16 protein-coding genes are annotated in these 19,721 nt (G+C 71.3%); 8 read left to right on the plus strand and 8 right to left on the minus strand.

What is annotated here, in order from left to right; all coding sequences use genetic code 11:
* Nucleotides 1-34: 34 nt before the first annotated feature.
* From P3T29_RS08785 to P3T29_RS08800, 4 genes are all read right to left on the minus strand, one after another.
* Nucleotides 35-928 carry a diiron oxygenase gene (locus P3T29_RS08785; protein ID WP_280715725.1) on the minus strand — a complete coding sequence of 298 codons (894 nt, stop codon included), beginning with the start codon at nt 926-928 and terminating at the stop codon, nt 35-37.
* A 142-nt stretch (nt 929-1,070) separates the two neighbouring features.
* The gene (locus tag P3T29_RS08790) at nt 1,071-2,135 is read right to left on the minus strand and encodes a hypothetical protein (protein WP_280715726.1); all 1,065 of its coding nucleotides are present in this window, start codon (nt 2,133-2,135) and stop codon (nt 1,071-1,073) included.
* Nucleotides 2,132-3,364 (minus strand): MFS transporter, encoded by a 1,233-nt coding sequence (locus tag P3T29_RS08795; RefSeq protein WP_280715727.1) that lies wholly within the window; start codon nt 3,362-3,364, stop codon nt 2,132-2,134. Before P3T29_RS08795 ends, P3T29_RS08790 begins: the two co-directional genes overlap by 4 nt.
* A 2-nt stretch (nt 3,365-3,366) precedes the next feature.
* Nucleotides 3,367-4,284 carry a glycosyltransferase family 2 protein gene (locus P3T29_RS08800; protein ID WP_280715728.1) on the minus strand — a complete coding sequence of 306 codons (918 nt, stop codon included), beginning with the start codon at nt 4,282-4,284 and terminating at the stop codon, nt 3,367-3,369.
* 390 nt (nt 4,285-4,674) lie between these two features.
* Here P3T29_RS08800 and P3T29_RS08805 point away from each other — a divergent pair, with 390 nt between their 5' ends.
* The 6 genes from P3T29_RS08805 to P3T29_RS08830 all read left to right on the plus strand — a co-directional run bounded on the left by P3T29_RS08805 (nt 4,675) and on the right by P3T29_RS08830 (nt 13,720).
* Nucleotides 4,675-6,105: an exopolysaccharide biosynthesis polyprenyl glycosylphosphotransferase gene (locus P3T29_RS08805; RefSeq protein WP_280715729.1), complete on the plus strand. Its 1,431-nt coding sequence runs from the start codon at nt 4,675-4,677 to the stop codon at nt 6,103-6,105.
* Nucleotides 6,106-6,190: 85 nt separating this feature from the next.
* Complete coding sequence (locus P3T29_RS08810) at nt 6,191-7,255, plus strand: Gfo/Idh/MocA family oxidoreductase (RefSeq protein ID WP_280715730.1); 1,065 nt, start codon at nt 6,191-6,193, stop codon at nt 7,253-7,255.
* Nucleotides 7,252-7,962, plus strand: coding sequence for an acetyltransferase (locus tag P3T29_RS08815; RefSeq protein ID WP_280715731.1), 711 nt, complete (start codon nt 7,252-7,254; stop codon nt 7,960-7,962). Before P3T29_RS08810 ends, P3T29_RS08815 begins: the two co-directional genes overlap by 4 nt.
* Before the next feature lie 32 nt (nt 7,963-7,994).
* Entirely contained in the window at nt 7,995-11,468 is a 3,474-nt protein-coding gene (locus P3T29_RS08820) for a DUF4082 domain-containing protein (protein WP_280715732.1), read from the plus strand.
* Nucleotides 11,469-11,589: 121 nt separating this feature from the next.
* Nucleotides 11,590-12,636, plus strand: a complete 1,047-nt coding sequence (locus tag P3T29_RS08825; RefSeq protein ID WP_280715733.1) for a glycosyltransferase family 2 protein — start codon at nt 11,590-11,592, stop codon at nt 12,634-12,636.
* Between the two features lie 70 nt (nt 12,637-12,706).
* Entirely contained in the window at nt 12,707-13,720 is a 1,014-nt protein-coding gene (locus P3T29_RS08830; RefSeq protein ID WP_280715734.1) for a class I SAM-dependent methyltransferase, read from the plus strand.
* On the opposite strand, the gene P3T29_RS08835 is transcribed toward P3T29_RS08830, so the two are convergent.
* The 4 genes from P3T29_RS08835 to P3T29_RS08850 all read right to left on the minus strand — a co-directional run bounded on the left by P3T29_RS08835 (nt 13,696) and on the right by P3T29_RS08850 (nt 18,061).
* Nucleotides 13,696-14,487, minus strand: coding sequence for a glycosyltransferase family A protein (locus P3T29_RS08835; protein WP_280715735.1), 792 nt, complete (start codon nt 14,485-14,487; stop codon nt 13,696-13,698). The genes P3T29_RS08830 and P3T29_RS08835 overlap by 25 nt on opposite strands.
* Nucleotides 14,484-15,944, minus strand: a complete 1,461-nt coding sequence (locus P3T29_RS08840) for an oligosaccharide flippase family protein (protein ID WP_280715736.1) — start codon at nt 15,942-15,944, stop codon at nt 14,484-14,486. Before P3T29_RS08840 ends, P3T29_RS08835 begins: the two co-directional genes overlap by 4 nt.
* Nucleotides 15,941-17,233 (minus strand): O-antigen ligase family protein, encoded by a 1,293-nt coding sequence (locus P3T29_RS08845; RefSeq protein WP_280715737.1) that lies wholly within the window; start codon nt 17,231-17,233, stop codon nt 15,941-15,943. Before P3T29_RS08845 ends, P3T29_RS08840 begins: the two co-directional genes overlap by 4 nt.
* Before the next feature lie 93 nt (nt 17,234-17,326).
* On the minus strand, nt 17,327-18,061 hold the full coding sequence (locus P3T29_RS08850) for a chain length determinant protein (RefSeq protein WP_280715738.1): 735 nt from the start codon (nt 18,059-18,061) through the stop codon (nt 17,327-17,329).
* A 180-nt stretch (nt 18,062-18,241) separates the two neighbouring features.
* On the opposite strand from P3T29_RS08850, the gene P3T29_RS08855 reads away from it, so the two are divergent.
* On the plus strand, nt 18,242-18,916 hold the full coding sequence (locus P3T29_RS08855; RefSeq protein ID WP_280715739.1) for a hypothetical protein: 675 nt from the start codon (nt 18,242-18,244) through the stop codon (nt 18,914-18,916).
* Nucleotides 18,913-19,713 (plus strand): WecB/TagA/CpsF family glycosyltransferase, encoded by an 801-nt coding sequence (locus P3T29_RS08860; RefSeq protein ID WP_280715740.1) that lies wholly within the window; start codon nt 18,913-18,915, stop codon nt 19,711-19,713. The genes P3T29_RS08855 and P3T29_RS08860 overlap by 4 nt, the downstream gene beginning before the upstream one ends.
* The last annotated feature ends 8 nt before the right edge of the window (nt 19,714-19,721 follow it).

Consider the following 19,721-nt stretch of genomic DNA (forward strand, 5'->3'; position numbering starts at 1 on the left):
CCCCCGATGGTCGACCCGGCGCCCGCGTGCTGGTTCAGACCACGCCCGCAGCCCGCAGCAGCCAGCGGTTGCTCCGGCCGACCAGGCCGGCCTGGTCGAGGACGCCGATCACCTTGGCGGCCATCTCCCGCTTGGTGGTGCGCCAGTGGGGGTTGGCGCGGGCGATCCGGCGGCCCTCGCGCGGGTCGATCCCGACGGCGGCGTACAGGGCGGGGTGGATCAGGCGGGTGGTGGAGAAGTAGATGATCGAGCCGATCATCAGCTGTTCGTACCGACGGCGCAGCGGCCCGAGCTCCCGGCGGGTCAGCTCCTCGCGGGCGTAACTGATGTGCCGGGACTCCTCGATCACGTGGATCCGGGAGACCTGGCGGGGCAGCGGCTGGAGGCTCTCGTCCGTCATCATCTCGCGCTGGAAGGCGTCGAGGATCTCCTCGACGTACATCGTGCCGCCGAAGGTCTGGCTGTGCGAGGAGGTCGCCTTGAACAGCCGCCCGAGCTCGTGCGCCAGGCGGCCGGGGCCGTAGGCCGGTACGTCCATCCAGGAGATCATCTTGGCGAACATCACCGAGTGCCGGCACTCGTCGGCGATCTCGGTGAGGGCGTACTGCACGTGCGCGGTGGTCGGGTCGCGGTCGAAGGCGTGCCGCAGCAGCATCTGCATCAGGATCTCCTCGAACCAGATGCCCACGCTGGCGATGCTGGCGACCTCGTGCTTGCTGAGCTCGATCCGCTGACTCTCCGTCAGTTTCTCCCAGGCCGGAGTCCCGTACAGCGAAAGCCGGTTGGGAGGCGCGTAGTACCTGCCCTCGGCCGGCCGGACGGACCAGTCGACGTCCTTGAGCGGGTCGAACGACAGCTTGGCCGTGGAGGCCAGCAGTCGCTCGGCCGTGCGCTGCCGGCCACGGGCATGTGCCTCGGTCGTGGTCATGAGCCGCTCCTCTGCCTGTCCGCCGCCTGGTGCCTTACATAGTTGGCGGTTATGTCCAGAAGCTAGACAGGTTGTGATGTTCTGTCAAGGGTGTCGGCGGGCGTCGGATCCGGGGGTGGGGCCGGCTTCGTCGGTCATGGTGTTACTGCTTTCCGGTGGTGAGCGGGGCGGGGGAGAAGCCGCCGTGGAGCAGGAGGGCGGGGGAGCCGGTGCCGTCGGCGGGGGCGGTCCAGAGGTCGGAGGTGGTCCGCTGGGCGGCGGGGAGGGCGTACGCGACGGTGGAGTCGTCGAGCCAGGCGGCCTGGTCGTCCACGCTGCGGGTCTCGGCGAGCTGGGTCTCCCGGCCGGTGGCCAGGTCGAGGACGGTGAGCCGCCAGGGGTGCGAGGTGTCGGTGCCGACGCGCTTCTTGAAGGCGATCCGGGTGCCGTCGGGGGAGAGCGAGGGGCACTCCACGTTCTCCCGTAGCACTGTCAGCAGGTGCTGGGAGAGGTCGCCCCGGACCAGGTAGGTCTTGCCGGTGCTGATCGGGGACATGGTGGCGTAGAAGGTGTTGTCGTCCGAACTGAAGGTGACGCCCCAGAAGTTGCGGTCGACCGGCTGGTAGACCTGGCCGTCCTTGTGGACGGTGAAGTCCTCCAGGGTCGGGGTCAGGGTGCCGGTGCGGACGTCCAGGATCGAGGTGCGGGTGGAGAAGGTGTTGGCGGCGTACGAGTCGCCCGAGGTGAAGACCGTCCAGGAGGCCATCCGGCCGTCCGCCGAGATCCGGGCGCGGTTGGGTGCGCCGGCGCCGAGGTCGATCTCGCGCTGCTGCTTGAGAGTTGAATCCAGGATGCGTACGTGGTGGCTCGGGATGGCGCCGTACTCGGTGCTGAGGCAGACCACCGTCCCGGCCGCCGCGTAGACCCGCTCGCAGGAGGTCCGTCCGACCTTGCGCGGACCGGTCGGGTCGGCGCGCGGGACGGTGGCCAGGAAGCCGTAGCCCGGGCCGGGCTCGGTGTCCCGGAAGAGGATCTCCCCGGTCGCGCCGGTGAGGTCGAGATTCTGCTCGGCCGGTGCGGCGCCCGGACCCTGACGAGTCGTCAGATTGTCGCGGTGGGTGGCGTGGATCCCGTAGCCGATGCCGAGGGCCGCGAGCAGTGCGAACGCCACGGCGAAGGTGATCAGGCGGCCCCGGGTGAGCACCGGGGTCTCGGGTGCGTCGGTCACGTGCTCTCTTTCCTGATCAGCAGGGCGGCGGCCGGCAGGCAGACCAGCAGCCCCGCTCCGAACATCTCCAGCGTCCACTGCGGCCCCTGGAGCCGGTACGCGATCCCGAACAGCAGCGAGGAGGCGAACATCCCCAGCGCCTGCAGGCTCTGCAGCACCGCGAAGCCCGAGGTGCGGGAGTGCTCGGGCAGCAGCCGGGCCGCGTGCGCCATCAGCGGGGCGTCGGTCGCCGCGTAGAAGGCGCCGTGCAGGCCGAGCACCAGCACCAGCGCGAGCGGCCCGGCCGCCGAGCCGGCCAGCAGGGCCAGTACCAGCAGGAAGCAGACGTGCCCGCCCAGGTAGAGCCGCCACGGCCCGATCCGGTCGGCCAGTGACCCCAGTGGCAGGGACAGCAGCAGGTACGGCGCGGCGGTGCCGAGCGCCAGCAGCGGGAACCAGCGCGCCGCGAGGTCGTCCTGCCGCTGGAGCGTCAGGTAGACGAACGCGTCGCTGATGGTCGCCGTCTCCAGCACCATCACGCAGAGGCAGGTGCGGCGGAACGCCCGGTCCCGCAGCAGACCGAGGCCGGGCACCGGACCGCGTGAGGGCTGCGCGGGCGCTGCGGGCTGCCGCCGGTCCCGGACGAAGAGCAGCAGGACCAGCACACCGAGGGCCGCGACGCAGAAGCTGGCCATGAAGACCGCGTCGTACGCGGTGACGACCGCCGACAGCAGGGCGAAGGCGGCCAGCGGCCCGCAGAAGGCACCGGCGGTGTCCATCATCCGGTGCACGCCGAACGCGCGGCCCTGCGTCTCGGGGGTGCTGGAGAGCGAGATCAGCGCGTCGCGCGGGGCCGTGCGCAGGCCCTTGCCGCTGCGGTCGACGGCCAGTACGGTGCTGAGTCCGGCCAGCGAGGCGCCGACGGCGGGCAGGCCGAGCTTGCAGATCGCGGAGAGCGCGTACCCGGCGACGGCGACCGGCTTGCGGGCCCGGAGGCGGTCCGCGAGGTGGGCGCCGATCAGCCGCAGGAAGACCGAGGCGCCGTTGAACAGGCCGTCCAGGAAGCCGGTTTGGAGCATGGTGAGCCCGAGGACGGAGGTGTAGTAGAGCGGCAGCACCGAGGAGACCATCTCGGAGGAGATGTCGGTCAGCAGGCTGACCACGCCCAGCATCACCACGTTGGCGGCCACCCGGCGGGTGGCGCTCGCGGTCCGGCCGACCGGGGTGCTCCGGCTGGAGGAGAGGTACACCGTCAGACCAGGTTCTCGGCCGTCGGGCGGGTGCGCAGCCGGGACGGGCTCAGCAGCGCGGCGGCTGCGCGGCGGCTGCGGTGGTGGCCGAGCAGCCCGCGCGAGAGCTCGCGCAGCAGCGTCGCGGCCCAGAAGAGGGTGGCGGCGGCGAGCGAGTGGCGGCGGCGATAGAGACGCACCTTGTTGAGGGTCAGTAACGTCCAGAGCCGGGGGGAGACCTCCGAATCGCCCTCCAGATGGACGGCTCGGGCCTCGGGGGCGAGCCTGGTGCGGAAGCCGAGGTCGCGGGCGCGCAGCGCGTACTCGGTCTCCTCCGAGTAGAGGAAGTACGACTCGTCCCAGGGGCCGCAGGCGGTGACGCAGTCCCAGGAGAGCAGCAGCGCCGCGCCGGTGGCCCAGTCGGCGGTGGTCGTGGTGCGGTAGGCGTCCTCGGCCGTCACCAGCTCGCCGAGCCTCGGGTAGCGGCCGGCCCGGCGGTTGCCGAGCAGCGCTTCGCCGAAGGCGCGCAGTAGGGCGGGTTCGCGGCGCAGTGAGTGCGCCAGCACCCCGCTCTCGCTCTCCAGCCGTGGCACCACGACGCCGGTGCCCGGTTCGTCCAGCTGCGCGAGCATGGTGGCGACGCAGCCGGGGGCCAGCCGGACGTCGGGGTTGAGGATCAGTACGGCGGTGCACGGTTCCAGCTGTGCCAGCGCGCTGTTGATCGCTGCGGCGTAGCCCGCGTTGTAGCCGGTCTGGATCAACCCGGCCGACGGGACGGAACTCTGAACAACCGTCAGTGTCTCGTCCGCAGAGGCGTTGTCGGCCACCGTCAGACTCCACTCGACGCCCTGGAGCCCCTGCTCCAGGGAGGCCAGCAGCCCGGGCAGCACCTCGGCGCTGTTCCAGGTGACCACAACCACTGCGACTTTCGCAGACCTCATCGAAACCCCTCGGTGCGCCCGCACCGGCCCCTCACTGTCGGCCGGTCGTGGGTGGTGCGGGGCCAAGTATGCGACGGGGGAGGCCCTGTGGTCAGGAGATTCGCCGATCAGGTGATCGGCCCGGAGCCGGTGGTGCGCGCCCGGCGCACCCGGGGGCGGACGCCGGGCGCATGTTGAATCCTCTCGTCCGCTCTCCACCGGACAGCCACATAGTTGTAGAGATTGTTTGTGGTTTGTCCGCCCCGGGCCCGGCCGGGCCGCTACCTTGCTCCTGGGGATCGCGTGGGGTGCGACGCGAGCAAGTCGGGGCTCTGGTGGGGGATATCGGAGCCGGCTGCTCGCTGTTCAAGCATGGACATCAACTGTCGGGCGCACCGGCTGGGGGGCAGCATGGCCGTCGAATCGGCCTCTTATGCGGATAAAAGGCGTGATGTCATAGCACCGCGCGAACTGCGCGGGAAGTGGCAGCACGACCATCTACTCAAACTCATCGTGGCGGACGTGATGGCTGCGGCCACCGCTTCGTTCGTCGTCTACCTGTGCCACGGTCGGTCGGAGGTCTTCACCCTCCTGCCGCTGCTGTGGCCGGCCGCGCTACTCGCCGTCCGAGCGTACGGGAAGCGGCAGTTAGGTTACGGAGCAGAGGACCACCGGCGGATAATCCGCGCCGCGCTGGCCCTCGGGGCGCTCTCCGTGCTCGGCTCCGAGCTGGCGCTCGGGCCGGACCGGCTGGTCCACGACGCGGTGGTCGGCCTGGCCGGCGCGGCGGTGCTGACCACCGCACTGCGCGGCGCGATGCGCGGGCGGCTCGGGGTGGGCGAAGACCCGCGACGGGTGCTCGTGGTCGGCCATCCGGACTCGGTCGCCACGCTCGCCGAGTCGATCGAAGGGCGGGCCTCGCGCGGACTGCGCCTGGTCGGGGCCTGTTTCACCACCCGTCCCGACTCGGGCAAGGCGGCCGACCCCAAGCTGCCGGTGCTCGGCGGCCGGGACAACATCCTCTCCGCCGTCCGCCGCACCCGCTGCGAGTCGGTCATCGTCCTGCCGGACCAGGCCCTCGACCAGACGGCGCTGCGCCGGCTCGGCTGGGCCCTGAACGCCGAAGGGGTCGAGCTGCTGCTCGGCCCGATGCTCACCGACGTGGCGGCCTCCCGGCTGAGCGTCCGGACGGTCGGCGGGGTGCCGTTGCTGCACGTCCGGGCACCGGCCCGGTCCGGTACGGCGCGGCTGCCGAAGGAGATCCTGGACCGGCTCGCCGCCGCCGCCGGGCTGCTCCTGCTCACCCCGCTGCTGCTCGTGCTGGCGATGCTGGTCCGGTTCAGCAGCCCGGGGCCCGCGTTCTTCCAGCAGCGCCGGGTCGGACTGAACGGCGAGCCGTTCACCATGTTCAAGTTCCGCACCATGCTGCTTGGCGCCGAGTCCCTCCGGACGGAGCTGGCCGAGCTGAACCTGAACACCGAGGGCCCGCTCTTCAAGGCCCGCAAGGACCCGAGGACCACGGCGCTCGGGCGCTTCCTGCGGCGCTACTCGCTGGACGAGCTACCGCAGTTGATCAATGTGCTGGCCGGTCACATGTCGCTGGTGGGGCCCAGGCCGCCGCTGCCGGAGGAGACCCTCGACTACGACGAGGTGACCCGCCGCCGGCTTCTGGTCAAACCGGGCCTGACCGGGCTGTGGCAGGTCAGCGGCCGCTCCGACCTGCCCTGGCACGAGGCCGTCCGGCTCGACCTCAGTTACGTCGACAACTGGTCGCACTCCCTGGACGCGCTGATCCTGCTGCGCACCACCGGCGCGGTGGCCCGGGGGAAGGGCGCCTACTGAGATGCCCGCCAAGACTCCTGCTGGGATGTCTGTACCCGTAACGACTATTGACGAACCGTCAGATCTTCCGAAGGGACCGCACGACGTGACAGCCGTTCGACCGACCTTGGGGCTCGCCGTGGTCGGGGCCGGATACTGGGGGCCGAACCTGGTCCGCAACTTCCAGGCATCGCCCGAGTTCCAGCTGCGCTGGGTGTGCGACCTGGACCGCGCCCGCGCCGAACGGGTGCTGGGCGAGTACTCGACGGTGACCGCCACCGACGACTACGCCGCCGTCCTCGCCGACCCGGAGGTGGCGGCCGTCGCCGTCGCCACCCCGGCGGGTACGCACCTGGAGGTCGCCCTCGCCGCGCTCCGCGCGGGGAAGCACGTACTCGTCGAGAAGCCGCTCGCGGCGACCGGGGCCGAGGGGCGGGTGCTGGTCGAGGAGGCCGAGCGGCGCGGCCTGGTGCTGATGTGCGACCACACCTACTGCTACACCCCGGCCGTCACCCGGATCCGCGAGCTGGTCCGGGCGGGGGAGCTCGGTGACATCCAGTACGTGGACTCGGTGCGGATCAACCTCGGCCTGGTCCAGCGGGACGTCGACGTGCTCTGGGACCTCGCGCCGCACGACCTGTCCATCCTGGACTTCGTGCTGCCGGAGGGCGACCGGCCGGTTGCGGTGGCCGCGCAGGGAGCTGACCCGATCGGGGTCGGCCGGTCCTGCGTGGCGTACCTGACACTGCAGTTGGCCTCGGGAGCGATCGCGCACGCGCACGTCAACTGGCTCTCCCCGACCAAGGTGCGCACCACCATGGTCGGCGGCTCCAAGCGCACCGTGATCTGGGACGACCTCAACCCCCAGCAGCGGATCTCGCTCTTCGACCGGGGAGTCGACCTCACCGCTTCGGAGGACCTCGACCCGGGGGCCCGCCGCGAGCTGCAGGTCAGCTACCGCTCCGGCGAGATGGTGGCGCCGGCGCTCGGCGAGAAGGAGGCGCTGGGCGGGGTGGTGGAGGAGTTCGCGGCCTCGATCCGGGAGGGCCGCGCACCGCTCACCGACGGGCGGGCCGGCCTGCGGGTGCTCGACATCCTGGAGGCGGCCACGCTCAGCCTCGCCCGGGGCGGCGTCCTGGTCGAGCTCGCGAGGCCGGAGGACCCCTCGTGAGACATCCCGTCACCCGTCGGGCGCGCCGCCAGGACCTGGTGATCGTCGGCGCGGGCGGCTTCGGGCGGGAGACCGCCGAGGCCGCCCGCGCGGCAGGCGCCGGCTGGCGGCTGCGCGGCTTCCTCGACGACAACCCGGCGCTGCACGGCACCGAGGTGGACGGCGTGCCCGTGCTCGGCCCGGCCGAGGCGGTGCACGACCTGCCGCGCGCCAAGGTGGTGCTCTGTACCGTCAACCCGCGTGTGTACACCAGCCGTTCGGAGCTGGCCGACCGGCTGCGGCTGCCCGACGACCGGTACGCCACCGTGGTCCACCCCACCGCGCAGATCGCCCGGCACGCGGAGCTGGGCCACGGCACCGTACTGCTCGCCCAGGTGGTCGTCACCGCGCGGGCCGAGATCGGCGCGCACGTCGCGGTGATGCCGCAGACCGTGCTCACGCACGACACCGAGGTGGGTGATTTCGCCACCCTCGCCAGCGGGGTACGGCTCGGCGGCGGCGTACGGCTCGCCCGGGGTTGCTATCTCGGGGCGGGCGCGCTGGTACGCGAGTACACCACCGTCGGCCAGTGGTCGCTGGTCGGCATGGGATCGGTGGTGCTGCACGACGTCCCACCGCAGGAGGTGTGGGCCGGGACTCCGGCCCGCTTCCTCCGCGCGGCGGCGGGGGCGGTCGGACGGGTTCACGCGCCCGCGCCACTGCCTTGAAGTTCCTTGGCACAATCGGGAGTAGAGCGAACATGAAGATCGGCAACACCATGGGGCGATCCCCGACCGGAAGTCTCGTACGACGATATCTCCAAGGGACCGGCGGCCTCGCCCGGTTCCTGCTGGCCACCGCACTCCTGCTGGCGGTCACCAGTCTGACCTCGCCGACCGCGCACGCCGCCGACCCCTGCGCCACACCGGTCGTCAACCCGGTGGCCTGCGAGAACTCCAAGCCGGGGAGCCCGCTCTCGGACTGGTACTCCCCGAACGCCTGGGGATCCATCCAGGGCTTCACCTCGCACGAGAGCTACAAGCCCGGCGACACCGTCGAGTTCAAGGTGCAGTCGCCCGTCCCGTACCAGATCGAGATCTACCGTCTCGGCTGGTACCAGGGCAACCGGGCCCGCAAGATGCCGGCCTCGCCCACCGCGACCTTCCCGGCCAAGACCCAGCCCAACTGTCTCTCCGACGCCTCCACCGGGCTGGTGGACTGCGGCAACTGGACCACCACCGTCACCTGGACGGTGCCGAGCGACGCCGTCTCCGGGCTCTACCTCGCCAACATCGAGCAGACCGACGGCAACGGCCTGATGCCCTACCCGATCGTGATCCGGGACGAGTCGAGCCACTCGAACATCGTGGTGCAGACCTCGGACGAGAGCTGGCAGGCGTACAACAGCTGGGGCGGCCAGAACCTCTACGGCGGCTCCGGGCCCGCGCCCGACGGCCGTGCGTACAAGGTGAGTTACAACCGCCCGCTGGACATCGGCGCCGACAACGGCATCTACGGCTCCGAGTACGCGATGATCGGCTGGCTGGAGCGGAACGGGTACGACGTCAGCTACCTGTCCGGCATCGACGTCTCGACCAAGGGCGTCCTGCTGCAGAACCACAAGGTGTTCATGTCCAACGGGCATGACGAGTACTGGAACCAGGCGCAGCGCGACAACGTCACGGCGGCCAAGGCGGCCGGCGTCAACCTGGCCTTCTTCTCCGGCAACGAGATGTTCTGGCGGACCCGCTTCGAGCCGTCCACCGACAGCTCCGGCACCGCCAACCGCACCCTGGTCTGCTACAAGGAGACCAAGCTGCAGATCCCCGGCGTCGACGGCGTACCCGACCCGAGCGGCCAGTGGACCGGCACCTGGATGGACCCGGTGGGCGCCGGACGCGGCGGCGGCAAGCCGCAGAACGCCCTCACCGGCCAGCTGTTCCAGGTGAACGGCTACCGTAACGACGCGATGACCGTGCCCGCCGCGTACGGCAAGCTGCGGATGTGGCGCAACACCTCGATCGCCACCCTGCCGCCCGGCCAGGTCGCGACCTTCCCGACCGGCACGCTCGGCTACGAGTGGGACTCGGACATCGACAACGGTTCGCGGCCCCCGGGCTCGATCGACCTGTCCTCGACCACCGTCTCGGTCACCGACGGCAACTACCTGCTGGACAACGGCAATACGTACGGCAACGGGATCGCCACCAACAGCCCGACCATCTACCGTGACCCGGTCTCGAACGCGCTGGTGTTCGGCGCCGGGACGGTCCAGTGGTCCTGGGGCCTGGACACCCTCCACGTGGGCAACACCACGGCCGAGGACCCCCGGATGCAGCAGGCGACCGTCAACCTGCTGGCCGACATGGGCGTCCAGCCCTCGACCCTGCAGTCCGGCCTGGTCCCGGCCACCGCCTCGACCGAGACCACCGGCCCGACCGTACTGGTGACCACGCCGACGGCCGGGGTCACCGTACCGGTGCAGAAGCCGGTCACAGTCTCGGGCACCGCCGCCGACCTCGGCGGCGGCCAGGTGGCCCGGGTGGAGGTCTCCATCGACGGGGGCACCACCTGGAAGGGCGCCACCGGCACCACCTCCTGGAGCTACACCTGGACACCGCTGGCCCAGGGTGCGGCACAGATCCAGGTCCGCGGGGTGAACGACTCCGTCATCACGGGCACGGTCGTCACCGTTCCGCTGACCGTCGGCCCGCAGCAGTGCCCCTGCACCATCTGGCCCACCTCGGCCGTCCCGGCGCACGCCGACTCGGGTGACGCCGGCTCGATCGAGGTCGGGGTCAAGTTCCGTACCACGGTCAACGGTTCGGTCACCGGCGTGCGGTTCTACAAGTCCGCGCTGAACACCGGCACGCACACCGGCAGCCTCTGGAGCACGGACGGCACCCGGCTGGCCACCGGCACCTTCACGGGTGAGACGGCCTCCGGCTGGCAGCAGCTGGTCTTCGCCACGCCCGTCCCGGTCAAGGCGAACACCACCTACATCGCCTCCTACTACGCCCCGAACGGCCACTACTCCTACGACGACGGCTACTTCACCGGTCAGGGCGCGGGTCTCGACCCGATCAAGGCCCTGATGGCGGGCGCCGACGGCGACAACGCGCTCTACCGCTACAACACCGGCGGTGGCTTCCCGAGCAGCAGCTACCACAGCTCCAACTACTGGGTCGACGCGGTGCTCGACACCTCGGGCGACACCACCAGCGCGCCGACGGTGACCGGGTTCACCCCGGCCACCGGCAGCACCGGCGTGGCGATCACGGCCGCGCCGACGGCGACCTTCAGCCACACCATCGACACCACCGCGCTGCAGTTCACCCTGACCCCGGCCGGCGGCGGCAAGTCCGTTCCGGCCACGGTCAGTTACGACAGCGGAACGGCCACCGCCACGCTGCGCCCCACCGGGCAGCTGGCGCTCAACACCAGCTACACCGCCACGGTGAAGGCCAGCGACCCGTGGGGCAACCCGATGGCCGCCCCGGTCACCTGGACGTTCACCACCAGCGCCACCCCGCCCGCCGTCACCTGCCCGTGCTCGCTGTGGAACTCCGCCACCGCCCCGGCCTCGATCGACTCGGGTGACCCGACCTCCGTCGAACTGGGCACCCGCTTCAGCACCTCGATCAACGGGTGGATCACGGGTGTCCGGTTCTACAAGTCCGTCGCCAACACCGGCACCCACACCGCGACGCTGTGGAGCAACACCGGCACCCAGCTCGCCACCGGCACCTTCACCGGCGAGACGGCCTCCGGCTGGCAGCAGCTGACCTTCACCACCCCGGTGGCGATCACCGCGAACACCAGCTACGTGGTTTCGTACTTCGCCCCGAACGGCCACTACTCGGCGAGCGGCGGCTACTTCACGGCCGGCTACTCCGCGTACCCGATGACGGCCTCGGCCGACGGCCCCGGCAGTGCCAACGGCATCTACCACTACGGAGCCACCGGCTTCCCGGCCAGCACCTTCAGCTCGACCAACTACTGGGTGGACCCGGTCTTCACCAACGTGCGGCCCGCGTCGGCCTCAGCCGCCTCCAGCTCGCTGCAACTCCCGCTGGTCGGGGGTATGTCGAGGCCGGTCGGCAGCCTGCTCGGCGGTCTCCTCGGAAGCGTCACCGGCAGGCTGGCGGGCGGCCCGACGACGGCTGTCCCGGGCACCGAGCCCGGGACGGTCGCCCCGGCGCCGGCGCCGACCATGTCCCAGCCGGCCGGCTGAGCCGGTACCACACTTCCCGAGCCGGTCCGCTCCCGTCAGCCGACGGGAGCGGACCGGCTTCACCGCCGAGACCCTGATCTCGCCGACACCTGGTTCCACCGACCGAGAGGACACCAAAGTAGTGAGCACCGTGAGCGTGGTGATCCCGTGCTACAAGTACGGGCACTATCTCGCCGACTGCGTCAGCAGCGTGCTGGACGAGCAACCGGGCGTCGACGTCCGGGTCCTGATCATCGACGACTGCTCGCCCGACGATTCGGCCGAGGCCGCGCTGAAGCTGGCCGCGGGCGATCCCCGGATCGAGGTCCGGGTCCACCAGGTCAACAAGGGCCACATCGCGACGTACAACGAAGGTCTGCTGGAGTGGGCCGACGGCGACTACACCGTGCTCCTGTCGGCGGACGACCGCCTCACCCCCGGCGCGCTGACCAGGGCGGTCTTACTGCTGGACGCGCACCCGGAGGTCGGCTTCGTCTACGGCCACCCGATCCACTTCCAGCACGGCACCCCGCTGCCGCCCGCCCGCACCGAGCTGCGCGGCACCACGGTGTTCCCCGGGAAGTGGTGGCTGGAGCGCCGGTTCAAGGAGGCGCACGGCTGCATCACCTCCCCCGAGGTGGTGGTCCGCACCTCGCTGCAGCAGGAGGTCGGCGGCTACGACCCCGAACTCCCGCACGCCGGTGACATCGAGATGTGGATGCGGCTCGCCTCGCGCGCCGACGTCGGCTACGTACGCGGCGTCGACCAGGCGTACTACCGCAAGCACGGCGGGAACATGTCGGCTACCGAGTTCGGCGGCCAGATGGACGACCTGCGGCAGTGCAAGGCCGCCTACGACGCCGTCGTCACCGGCTGCGCCGACCAACTCCCGGACGCCGCCCGGCTCGCCGACACGGTGAACCGCAAGCTTGCCCGCTTCGCCCTGCGCCGGGCCGTCCGGGCCTACGACCGTGGGCGCACCGGCGAGGTGCCGGAGGCCGAACTCGTCGCCTTCGCCGCCGAGTGCTGGCCCGCCTACCGCAGCCTGCCCGAGTACCGGGGGCTCCAACTGCGCCGGCGGGTCGGTGCGCGGGTGATGCCGTACCTGCAGCCGCTCGTCCTCACCGCCGTGGTGGCCAAGGTCCGGGAGCGGCTCTGGTGGCGGTCGTGGCGGCTGCGCGGCATCTAAGCTCCAGGTCCGATACCCGGGCGGGGTATCCAGATGAACTGCCGGAAGCCAACAGGAGGGCCGGGACAGCGTGTTCGGCAATCTGATCAACCGTCATGACGCACTCCGGGTGGGCCGCAAACTGCGCCGGGGGCAGCTCGACAAGCTGGTCTCCAAGGTGCGGGTGCGCGGCACCGAGCGGGTGGTGACCCACTGGTCCGCCGTGGACCCGTCGTTGCAGGAGTGGTGGGCCGTCCCGGCGGTGGTCCGCCGCTGGAACACGTTCGCCAGCGGTGACCCGGAGGTCGGCTTCCCGGAGCACGTCGCCCGGACCTGGCTGGCCGGGCGCACCGGGCTGCGCGCGCTCTCGCTCGGCTGCGGCACCGGCGGCAACGAGGTCATCTGGGCCGGTACGGGCGCCTTCGAGCAGATCACCGGGGTGGACATCTCCCCGGACCGGATCGAGTACGCCACCGGCCAGGCCAAGCAGCTCGGCCTGGCCGACGTGCTCAGCTTCCGCGCCGCCGACGTCAGCGAACTGCTGCGCGCCGGAGAGAAGTACGACATCGTCCTCGGCCTGCAGTCGCTGCACCACTTCGACCGCCTCGACGAGACGATGGACCTCATCGCCGGGCTGCTGAACCCCGGCGGGCTGCTGATCGTGGACGAGTTCGTCGGCCCCACCAAGTTCCAGTGGACGGACGGCCAGCTGCGCGCGGTGGACGCTCTGCTCGCCGAACTGCCCGAGGAGCGGCGCAGGTTGGCCGACGGGCGGCTCAAGCGCCGTGCGGTGCGGCCGAGCCTGCTGTCGATGCGCCTGGACGATCCCTCGGAGGCGGTCGACGCCGCCAGGCTGCTGCCCGCGCTGCGCGAGCGCTACCAGGTGTTGGAGGAACGCCCGTACGGCGGAACGGTGTTGCACGTCGCACTGTCCGGCATCGCGCAGAACTTCCGCGACGGCACCCCCGCCACGGCGGCGCTGGTGGAGCGCGCCTTCGCGGCGGAGGACGCCGTACTGCCGGAGCTGGGGCACGACTTCGTCTTCATGGTCTGCGAGCCGAAGGTGGTTGCCCAGGAGCGTCAGTCGACCCAAGTGCTCCAGTAGCTCTCGGGGTTGACCAGATACCGCACGGTGGGCACCGGAAGGTGCACCACCGTGCGGCTGCGGCTGTACCGGAAGACCAGCTCCCAGTCCTCGCGCGGGACCACCTGCGGTGGCCGGCGCAGCCGGCTGAACCGCAGGGCCCGGGTGCGCCGGGCGACCACTGCGTTGGTGTCGAGGAAGCCCTCCTCCGCCGCGTGCCGCCGGTCGAACGGGACGGACAACACGTCCATGTCACTGCCGTCCGGCCGGATCCGCCGCAGCGCGGTGTAGACGGCGTCGGGACCGCCGGGCGCCTGCAGGGCGGCCAGGGCCACCGCGAGGTGGTCGGGCTCCCACTCGTTGTCGTCGTCCAGGAAGGCGACGTACCGGGACGAGGTCAGCCGGATGCCCACGTTGCGCACCACCCCGGCCACGGCGGTGTTCTGTTCCAGGCTCACCGCGATCAGCCGTGGGTCGGCGGGCAGTTCGGGCAGTCCGGCGCCGTCGTCCACCACGATCACCACGTGATCGGCGACGGTCTGCGCCAACGCCGTGTCCACTGCCCGCCGCAGGCCGTCGGGCCTGCGGAAGGTCGGGATCACCGTGACCACCAGGGCGGGCGGGCGCGACCCGAGCGTGGCAGCCAGGCGGCGCACCTCGGCGTTCTCCCGGCGGCGCAGCCCGACGGCTGTCCAGCCCAGTACGGCCTTGTTCCTGGTCTCCATCAGCCGCAGAAACCCGAACGTGTCGCGCAGGGCCTGCTTGCCCCGCCGCAGGACCGCCTTCATCGTAGCTCGCCTTCCAACTGCGGGGCCGCTGCCACAGCAACAGCCGGCTGGTCGCCGCGCAGCAGCTGCCGCATCGGCAGTACCACCGGCACGTAGCTGGCCAGCGCCACCGCGCCCGCCACGAACATTCCCCAGCGGGTCTCGCCGCACCACCGGAAGACCGCGACGGACTCGGCCGCCATCACCAACCCGCCGATGAACGGCCGGGCACAGGCCCGCAGGACCACCCCGCCCCGGATGCCCGTCCGGCGCAGCCCCCAGACGAAGGCGGGCGCCGCCACCGCTACCGCGACCACCAGATGGCCCGCGCCGACCCCGCCGATGCCCCAGCCGTGCGCGCCGAGCAGCAGCGCGGGGACGAGCGCGGCCAGCCAGAGCCCCTGCACGCCGATCAGCGAACTGCGCCGCCCGGCCGCCGCCAGGCAGTCGTAGGCCAACTCGTAGGCGATCCGCAGCAGTCCGAGCAGGGCGAGGAAGCGCAGCACACCGGCGGCCGGTGCCCACTTGGGGCCGTAGATGGTGTCGATGGCCGGTGCCGCGAGGGTGGCGAGCAGCACGCACGGTGGCACGGCCGCCGCCATCAGCAGGCCGAGGCCCCGCCCGAACGCGTCGGAGAGCGCCTCCTTGGAGTCCGCGACCCGGGAGAAGCCCGCGAAGGAGATCCGCCGGGCGGCCTCCGAGATGCTGCGGACGGGCCAACTGGAGACGTTGAAGGCGAGTTGGTAGAAGCCGAGCGCCACGGGCCCGAGCAGCGCGCCGGTCACCACCGAGTCCACGTTGAGCATGGCGAGCACCAGCAGACTGGCGCCGGCGAGTGGCAGCCCGAAGGAGACCAACGCCCGTGCCTCGGCGGTCTTCCAGCCCGGCCGCAGCGCTCCGGGCACCGCGATCGCGCACCCCGCCAGCGCGCACAGGTTGCCGGCCAGCGCGCCCCAGGCGAAGCTCATCGCGCCCGCGCCGTGGTAGGCGAGGACCAGCGTGGTCGCTGTGGTGACCAGGAAGTTGAGCAGGTCCAGTGCCATCCGGGCGCCCTGCCGGAACTCCCGCGCGATGATCTGGTTGGGTACGCACGCGATGCCGTCGATCACCACCGACAGGCAGAGCACCCGCAGCATCGAGGTGGCGTCCGGCGAGCCGAGCAGCCGGGCCGTGCCGGGCGCGGCGACGAACAGCACCCCGTACAGCGCGGTGCTGGACAGCACGGAGAGGGTGAGGACGGTCGGCGCGAACTCCCGTACGTCGCGGTCCCAGCGGACGATCGCCAGGCTGACGCCCATCTCGTTGGCGGAGAGCAGCACCCCGAGCGCGACCATCCCGGTTGCGTACAGGCCCCACTCGCGCGGGCCGAGCACACCCCGGGCCAGCGCCACGCCGGCCGCGAAGTTGCCGATCCGGATCACCACGGTGTTGAGCAGGCTCAGCCGGGCGCCCGACCGTACCTTGGCGGCGAGCGTCACCGGCCGGCTCCCGTCAGGTCCCCCGGCCGGGCGGGGGAGCGGACACTTCCGAGGAAGCTGCCCCCCGCGCCCAGCAGGAGGAAGAACATGCCGGCGAACATCGGGAACCCCAGGGAGTCGAAGGTGGCACTGGTGACCAGGGCGACGGCGGCCGCCGCGACGAAGCACTGGGCCAGCTCGCGCGAGGCGTCGTCCTGGCACAGGCGCCGGGCGGCGCCGCCGGTGTGCAGTCCGGTGAGGAAGACGAAGAGCAGTGCCAGGATGCCGAACACGCCCAGTTCGGCGGCGGTCAACAGGTACATGTTGTCGGTGAAGAAGTAGAGCTCCGGCATGAAGGTGCCCATCCCGTGGCCGAACCACAGTGAACTCTGCATGTACTCCCAGATCTTGGCGTAGTCGCCGGTGCGGGCCTGGGTGCTGCTGTCGGTGTTGCTGAAGAACGAGCTGAACAGCCCGGTCAGGGTGGACAGCAGCCCGGGCACGGCCGCGCCGATGCCCACCACGCCGACGCCGACGGCGCCCAGCACGTAGCCCCGGCGCTGCGGGCGCCAGGCGGGCAGCATGGCGAACAGCGCCACCACGACGCCGATGATGCCGGTGCGGGAGATCGAGATCGGCAGCGCGCCGCCGATCAGCAGCACGGGCAGCCAGCGGCGCAGCCTGCCCCGGTCGAACCGGGCCGGGTCGAAGGCCTGTTGGACGGCGAACGGCAGCAGCATCGACAGTATCCCGCTGAACTCCAGCGGGTGCCCGGTGGTGCCCCGGGGTCGGGTGAAGGCACCCCGGCTCATCGGGGCCACCTGGGCGGCGCTCTCCTGCAGGCCCGGGATGTGCAGCGAGGACGCGATGTTGGTGTGGGTGACGAAGTCGTACCACCCCAGCAGGGCGACGACGCTCGCGAAGACCACCATCCGGCGCAGCAGCACCTCCAGCCTGGCCCGGTCCCGGATGCCGGCCGACGAGACCACCACCAGACTGGTCCAGACCAGTAAGGCGATCAGGCCCCGGTCGGCGCCCTGCATCTCCTTCGTGATGGCGGGCCGTCCCGCGCAGGCGATGTACCCGAGCAGCACGGCCGACGCGTACACCACCATCGCGATCCGCGGCGCCCTGGTGCCCTTGGCGGGCGTGATGCGCTCCGTCAACCAGGCCGCCAGGAACCACATCAGAGCCATCAGGGCGACCACGTTCGCGGGCGTGCCCACCCCGCCCATGCCCGGCAGCACCAGGTTCGACGGGATGAACATGGCCAGCAGGAGGTACCCGGTCAGTACCGTGACCGCGTCCACCCCGTACGCGCCACGGGCGGCGCCCTGGCCGGCGGCTGCCGGTAAGGGGGGTGCGACGGGCTCGAGCGTGGCGTCCCCACGGGTCATTCGGTGCTACCTCCCGGCGGGAACGGACGTCTGGGCCTGCGGATCCCCGGCCTGCCCGGCTTGTTCGGCTTGTTCGGCCTGCTCCGCGTGCTCGGCCTTCCTGGCCTTCTTGCGCCCGAACCAGGCCCGCCGCCGGATGCCCAGCAGGTTCTCGGCGAGGAAGGCGGACAGGAAGGCGATGGCCAGACCGCCCATCGCGATCAGCGCGACGGACTGCAGCTTGGTCTTCGTCTGCGCCTGCGGCGCCTGCGGCGGCACGATCACCGTGGAGGCGATCTGCGAGCCGGCCGGGGCCTGTTGCTCACTCTGCATCGCCTTGAGCTGCTCGGCGGTGAAGGCGTTCAGGATGTCGATCGACTTCCGCACCTGTGCGGGGTCGTTCCCGGTCACCGTCAGGGTGAGGAACGGGCCCATCGCGTTGTCGGCCAGCTTCACCCCGTAAGTGCCGGTGAGTCCGCGCTTCGCCAGCGCCTTGGCGGACTCGTCCGAGGCTAGCCGGCGGCCGAGGAAGTCGGCCGTCACGGTCAACGCCTGACTGAAACTCAGAAACGGATTGCCGTTGTTCGGTGGCAGCGCCGACACGTCCGGCGAATTCAGCAGTGATATCGACGACTCCGACTGATAGGTCGTCGGAAGAACGGCGTTGGCCACGACCGACAGGCAGACCGTGACCAGCACGATCGGCAGTGTGACGTACCAGCGCTTGCGGATCACTCGTAGGACCTCGCGCATGTCCAACATATCTCCCCCTGGGGCCGTACGTCCCCCCAGTCTCGCGGTGGTTCTGGGCAGGACTGACCGCTCCCTCAAGCCACCCCGGGACGAGCGTAGTTGGAATGAGGATCCGGCGGAGAACAATCCTCGAACTGCCGTCATCGTGTTCGGCGGGGTGAGAGCATGACCGACGGGTTGGGGGTGGCCGTGTCTTTCCGTAATGTCGTGCGCGCGCTGATGCGCCGCTGGTTGGTTCTCGTGCTCGCTGCCGGGCTGACACTGGCCGGGGCTCTGGTGGTGGTGAAACCCGGGCTGGTCTACATGTCGACGGCCGTGGTCCGGGTGAAGCCGCCCGAGGCCCGGCAGGACCCGGGCGGACTCACCGACTTCCGACCCTCGCTGGCGATCATCGGTGCTGCCGTCGTGACCGTGCTGAAGAGCCGGTCCGGGGAGGCGGAACTCCGCAGCGCCGGGGTGAGTGGCGCGTACGACCTGCAGCCGCGCAACACCGGTACCACCAAGACCGAGGCGTACGTGGTCCCCACCGTGGAGATCAGCGTGCGCGGGACGGACCCGACGGAGACCGACCGCGAGGTCGACATCATCATCAAGGCCTTCGCCGCCCAACTGCGAATGCTGCAGGACGGCTTGAACGTACCCGCGCAGCAGTACATCACCAGCGACGAGCTCGTCCCCGCCACCGCGCTGCCCGTCATGGGCGTAAAGAGCCGTGGGCTGATCGGGGTTGCCGCGCTCGGCACGGTGGGCGGGGTGGCCGTCTCGCTCTGGACGGACGAGTATCTGCGCCGCCGCCGACCGCGTTCCTCGCCACGGCGGCGCCTGCTGCCGAGGCGCAACGTGCCCAGGGAAGTGGGGACATGACGGGATCGTACGGAGCCGGACGCGCCGGGGAGGCCCGCCGGCTGGTGCTCGGCGGCACGCCCGCCGACGGCTGGGACCTGGCCGGGCTGCTGTTGCGGGTGAAGGACCGGCTCACCGGCCCGCTCGCCCGCCCGCTGGTGGTGGCCTCCAGCAACCTCGACCACCTGCACCACTTCGGCCGTGGCGGAGCCCACGCCGGGCTGGTCGAGCGGGCCGAACAGGACGCCGACTGGTTGGTGTTGCTCGACGGGATGCCGCTGGTCTGGCAGGCCCGCCGGCTCACCGGCAGCCGGTGGGAGCGGCTGACGGGCGCCGACCTGCTCCCCGACCTGCTCGCCGTCGCCGCCTCGACGGGCGCGCGGGTGGGTTTCCTGGGTGGGCAGCAGGAGACTCACCGGCTGCTGGCGGTACGCCTCGCCGAGGAGTGGCCCGAACTGGCGGTCGCGGGTTACTGGGCGCCGAGCCGGGCCGAACTCACCGCTCCCGGTGGGGCGGCGGCCCTGGCCGAGCAGGTCCGGCTCGCAGCGGTGGACCTGCTGGTCGTCGGCCTGGGCAAGCCCCGCCAGGAGGCGTGGCTCGCCGAACAGGCCGTGGCCAGCGGTATCCGGGTGGGTCTGGCCGTCGGAGCGGCGGCCGACTTCCTGGCCGGAGTGGTCGACCGGGCACCGGACCGCTGGCGAGACAGCGGCCTGGAGTGGCTCTACCGGCTCGTCCTCGAACCACGCCGCCTGGCCCGCCGCTACCTCCTTCAGGGCCCGCGTGCGGCGCTACGGCTACTGCTCAACTCCCGGGCCTGACCGGCAAC

Origin of the sequence: Kitasatospora sp. MAP5-34 (assembly GCF_029894335.1) — a bacterium.
Classification (GTDB): domain Bacteria; phylum Actinomycetota; class Actinomycetes; order Streptomycetales; family Streptomycetaceae; genus Kitasatospora.

Coding starts and splice junctions, on each gene's coding strand:
- P3T29_RS08785 (WP_280715725.1), bottom strand. CDS start 928: ATGACCACGACCGAGGCACATGCCCGTGGCCGGCAGCGCACGGCCGAG.
- P3T29_RS08800 (WP_280715728.1), bottom strand. CDS start 4,284: ATGAGGTCTGCGAAAGTCGCAGTGGTTGTGGTCACCTGGAACAGCGCC.
- P3T29_RS08805 (WP_280715729.1), top strand. CDS start 4,675: ATGGCCGTCGAATCGGCCTCTTATGCGGATAAAAGGCGTGATGTCATA.
- P3T29_RS08820 (WP_280715732.1), top strand. CDS start 7,995: ATGAAGATCGGCAACACCATGGGGCGATCCCCGACCGGAAGTCTCGTA.
- P3T29_RS08835 (WP_280715735.1), bottom strand. CDS start 14,487: ATGAAGGCGGTCCTGCGGCGGGGCAAGCAGGCCCTGCGCGACACGTTC.
- P3T29_RS08850 (WP_280715738.1), bottom strand. CDS start 18,061: ATGTTGGACATGCGCGAGGTCCTACGAGTGATCCGCAAGCGCTGGTAC.
- P3T29_RS08860 (WP_280715740.1), top strand. CDS start 18,913: ATGACGGGATCGTACGGAGCCGGACGCGCCGGGGAGGCCCGCCGGCTG.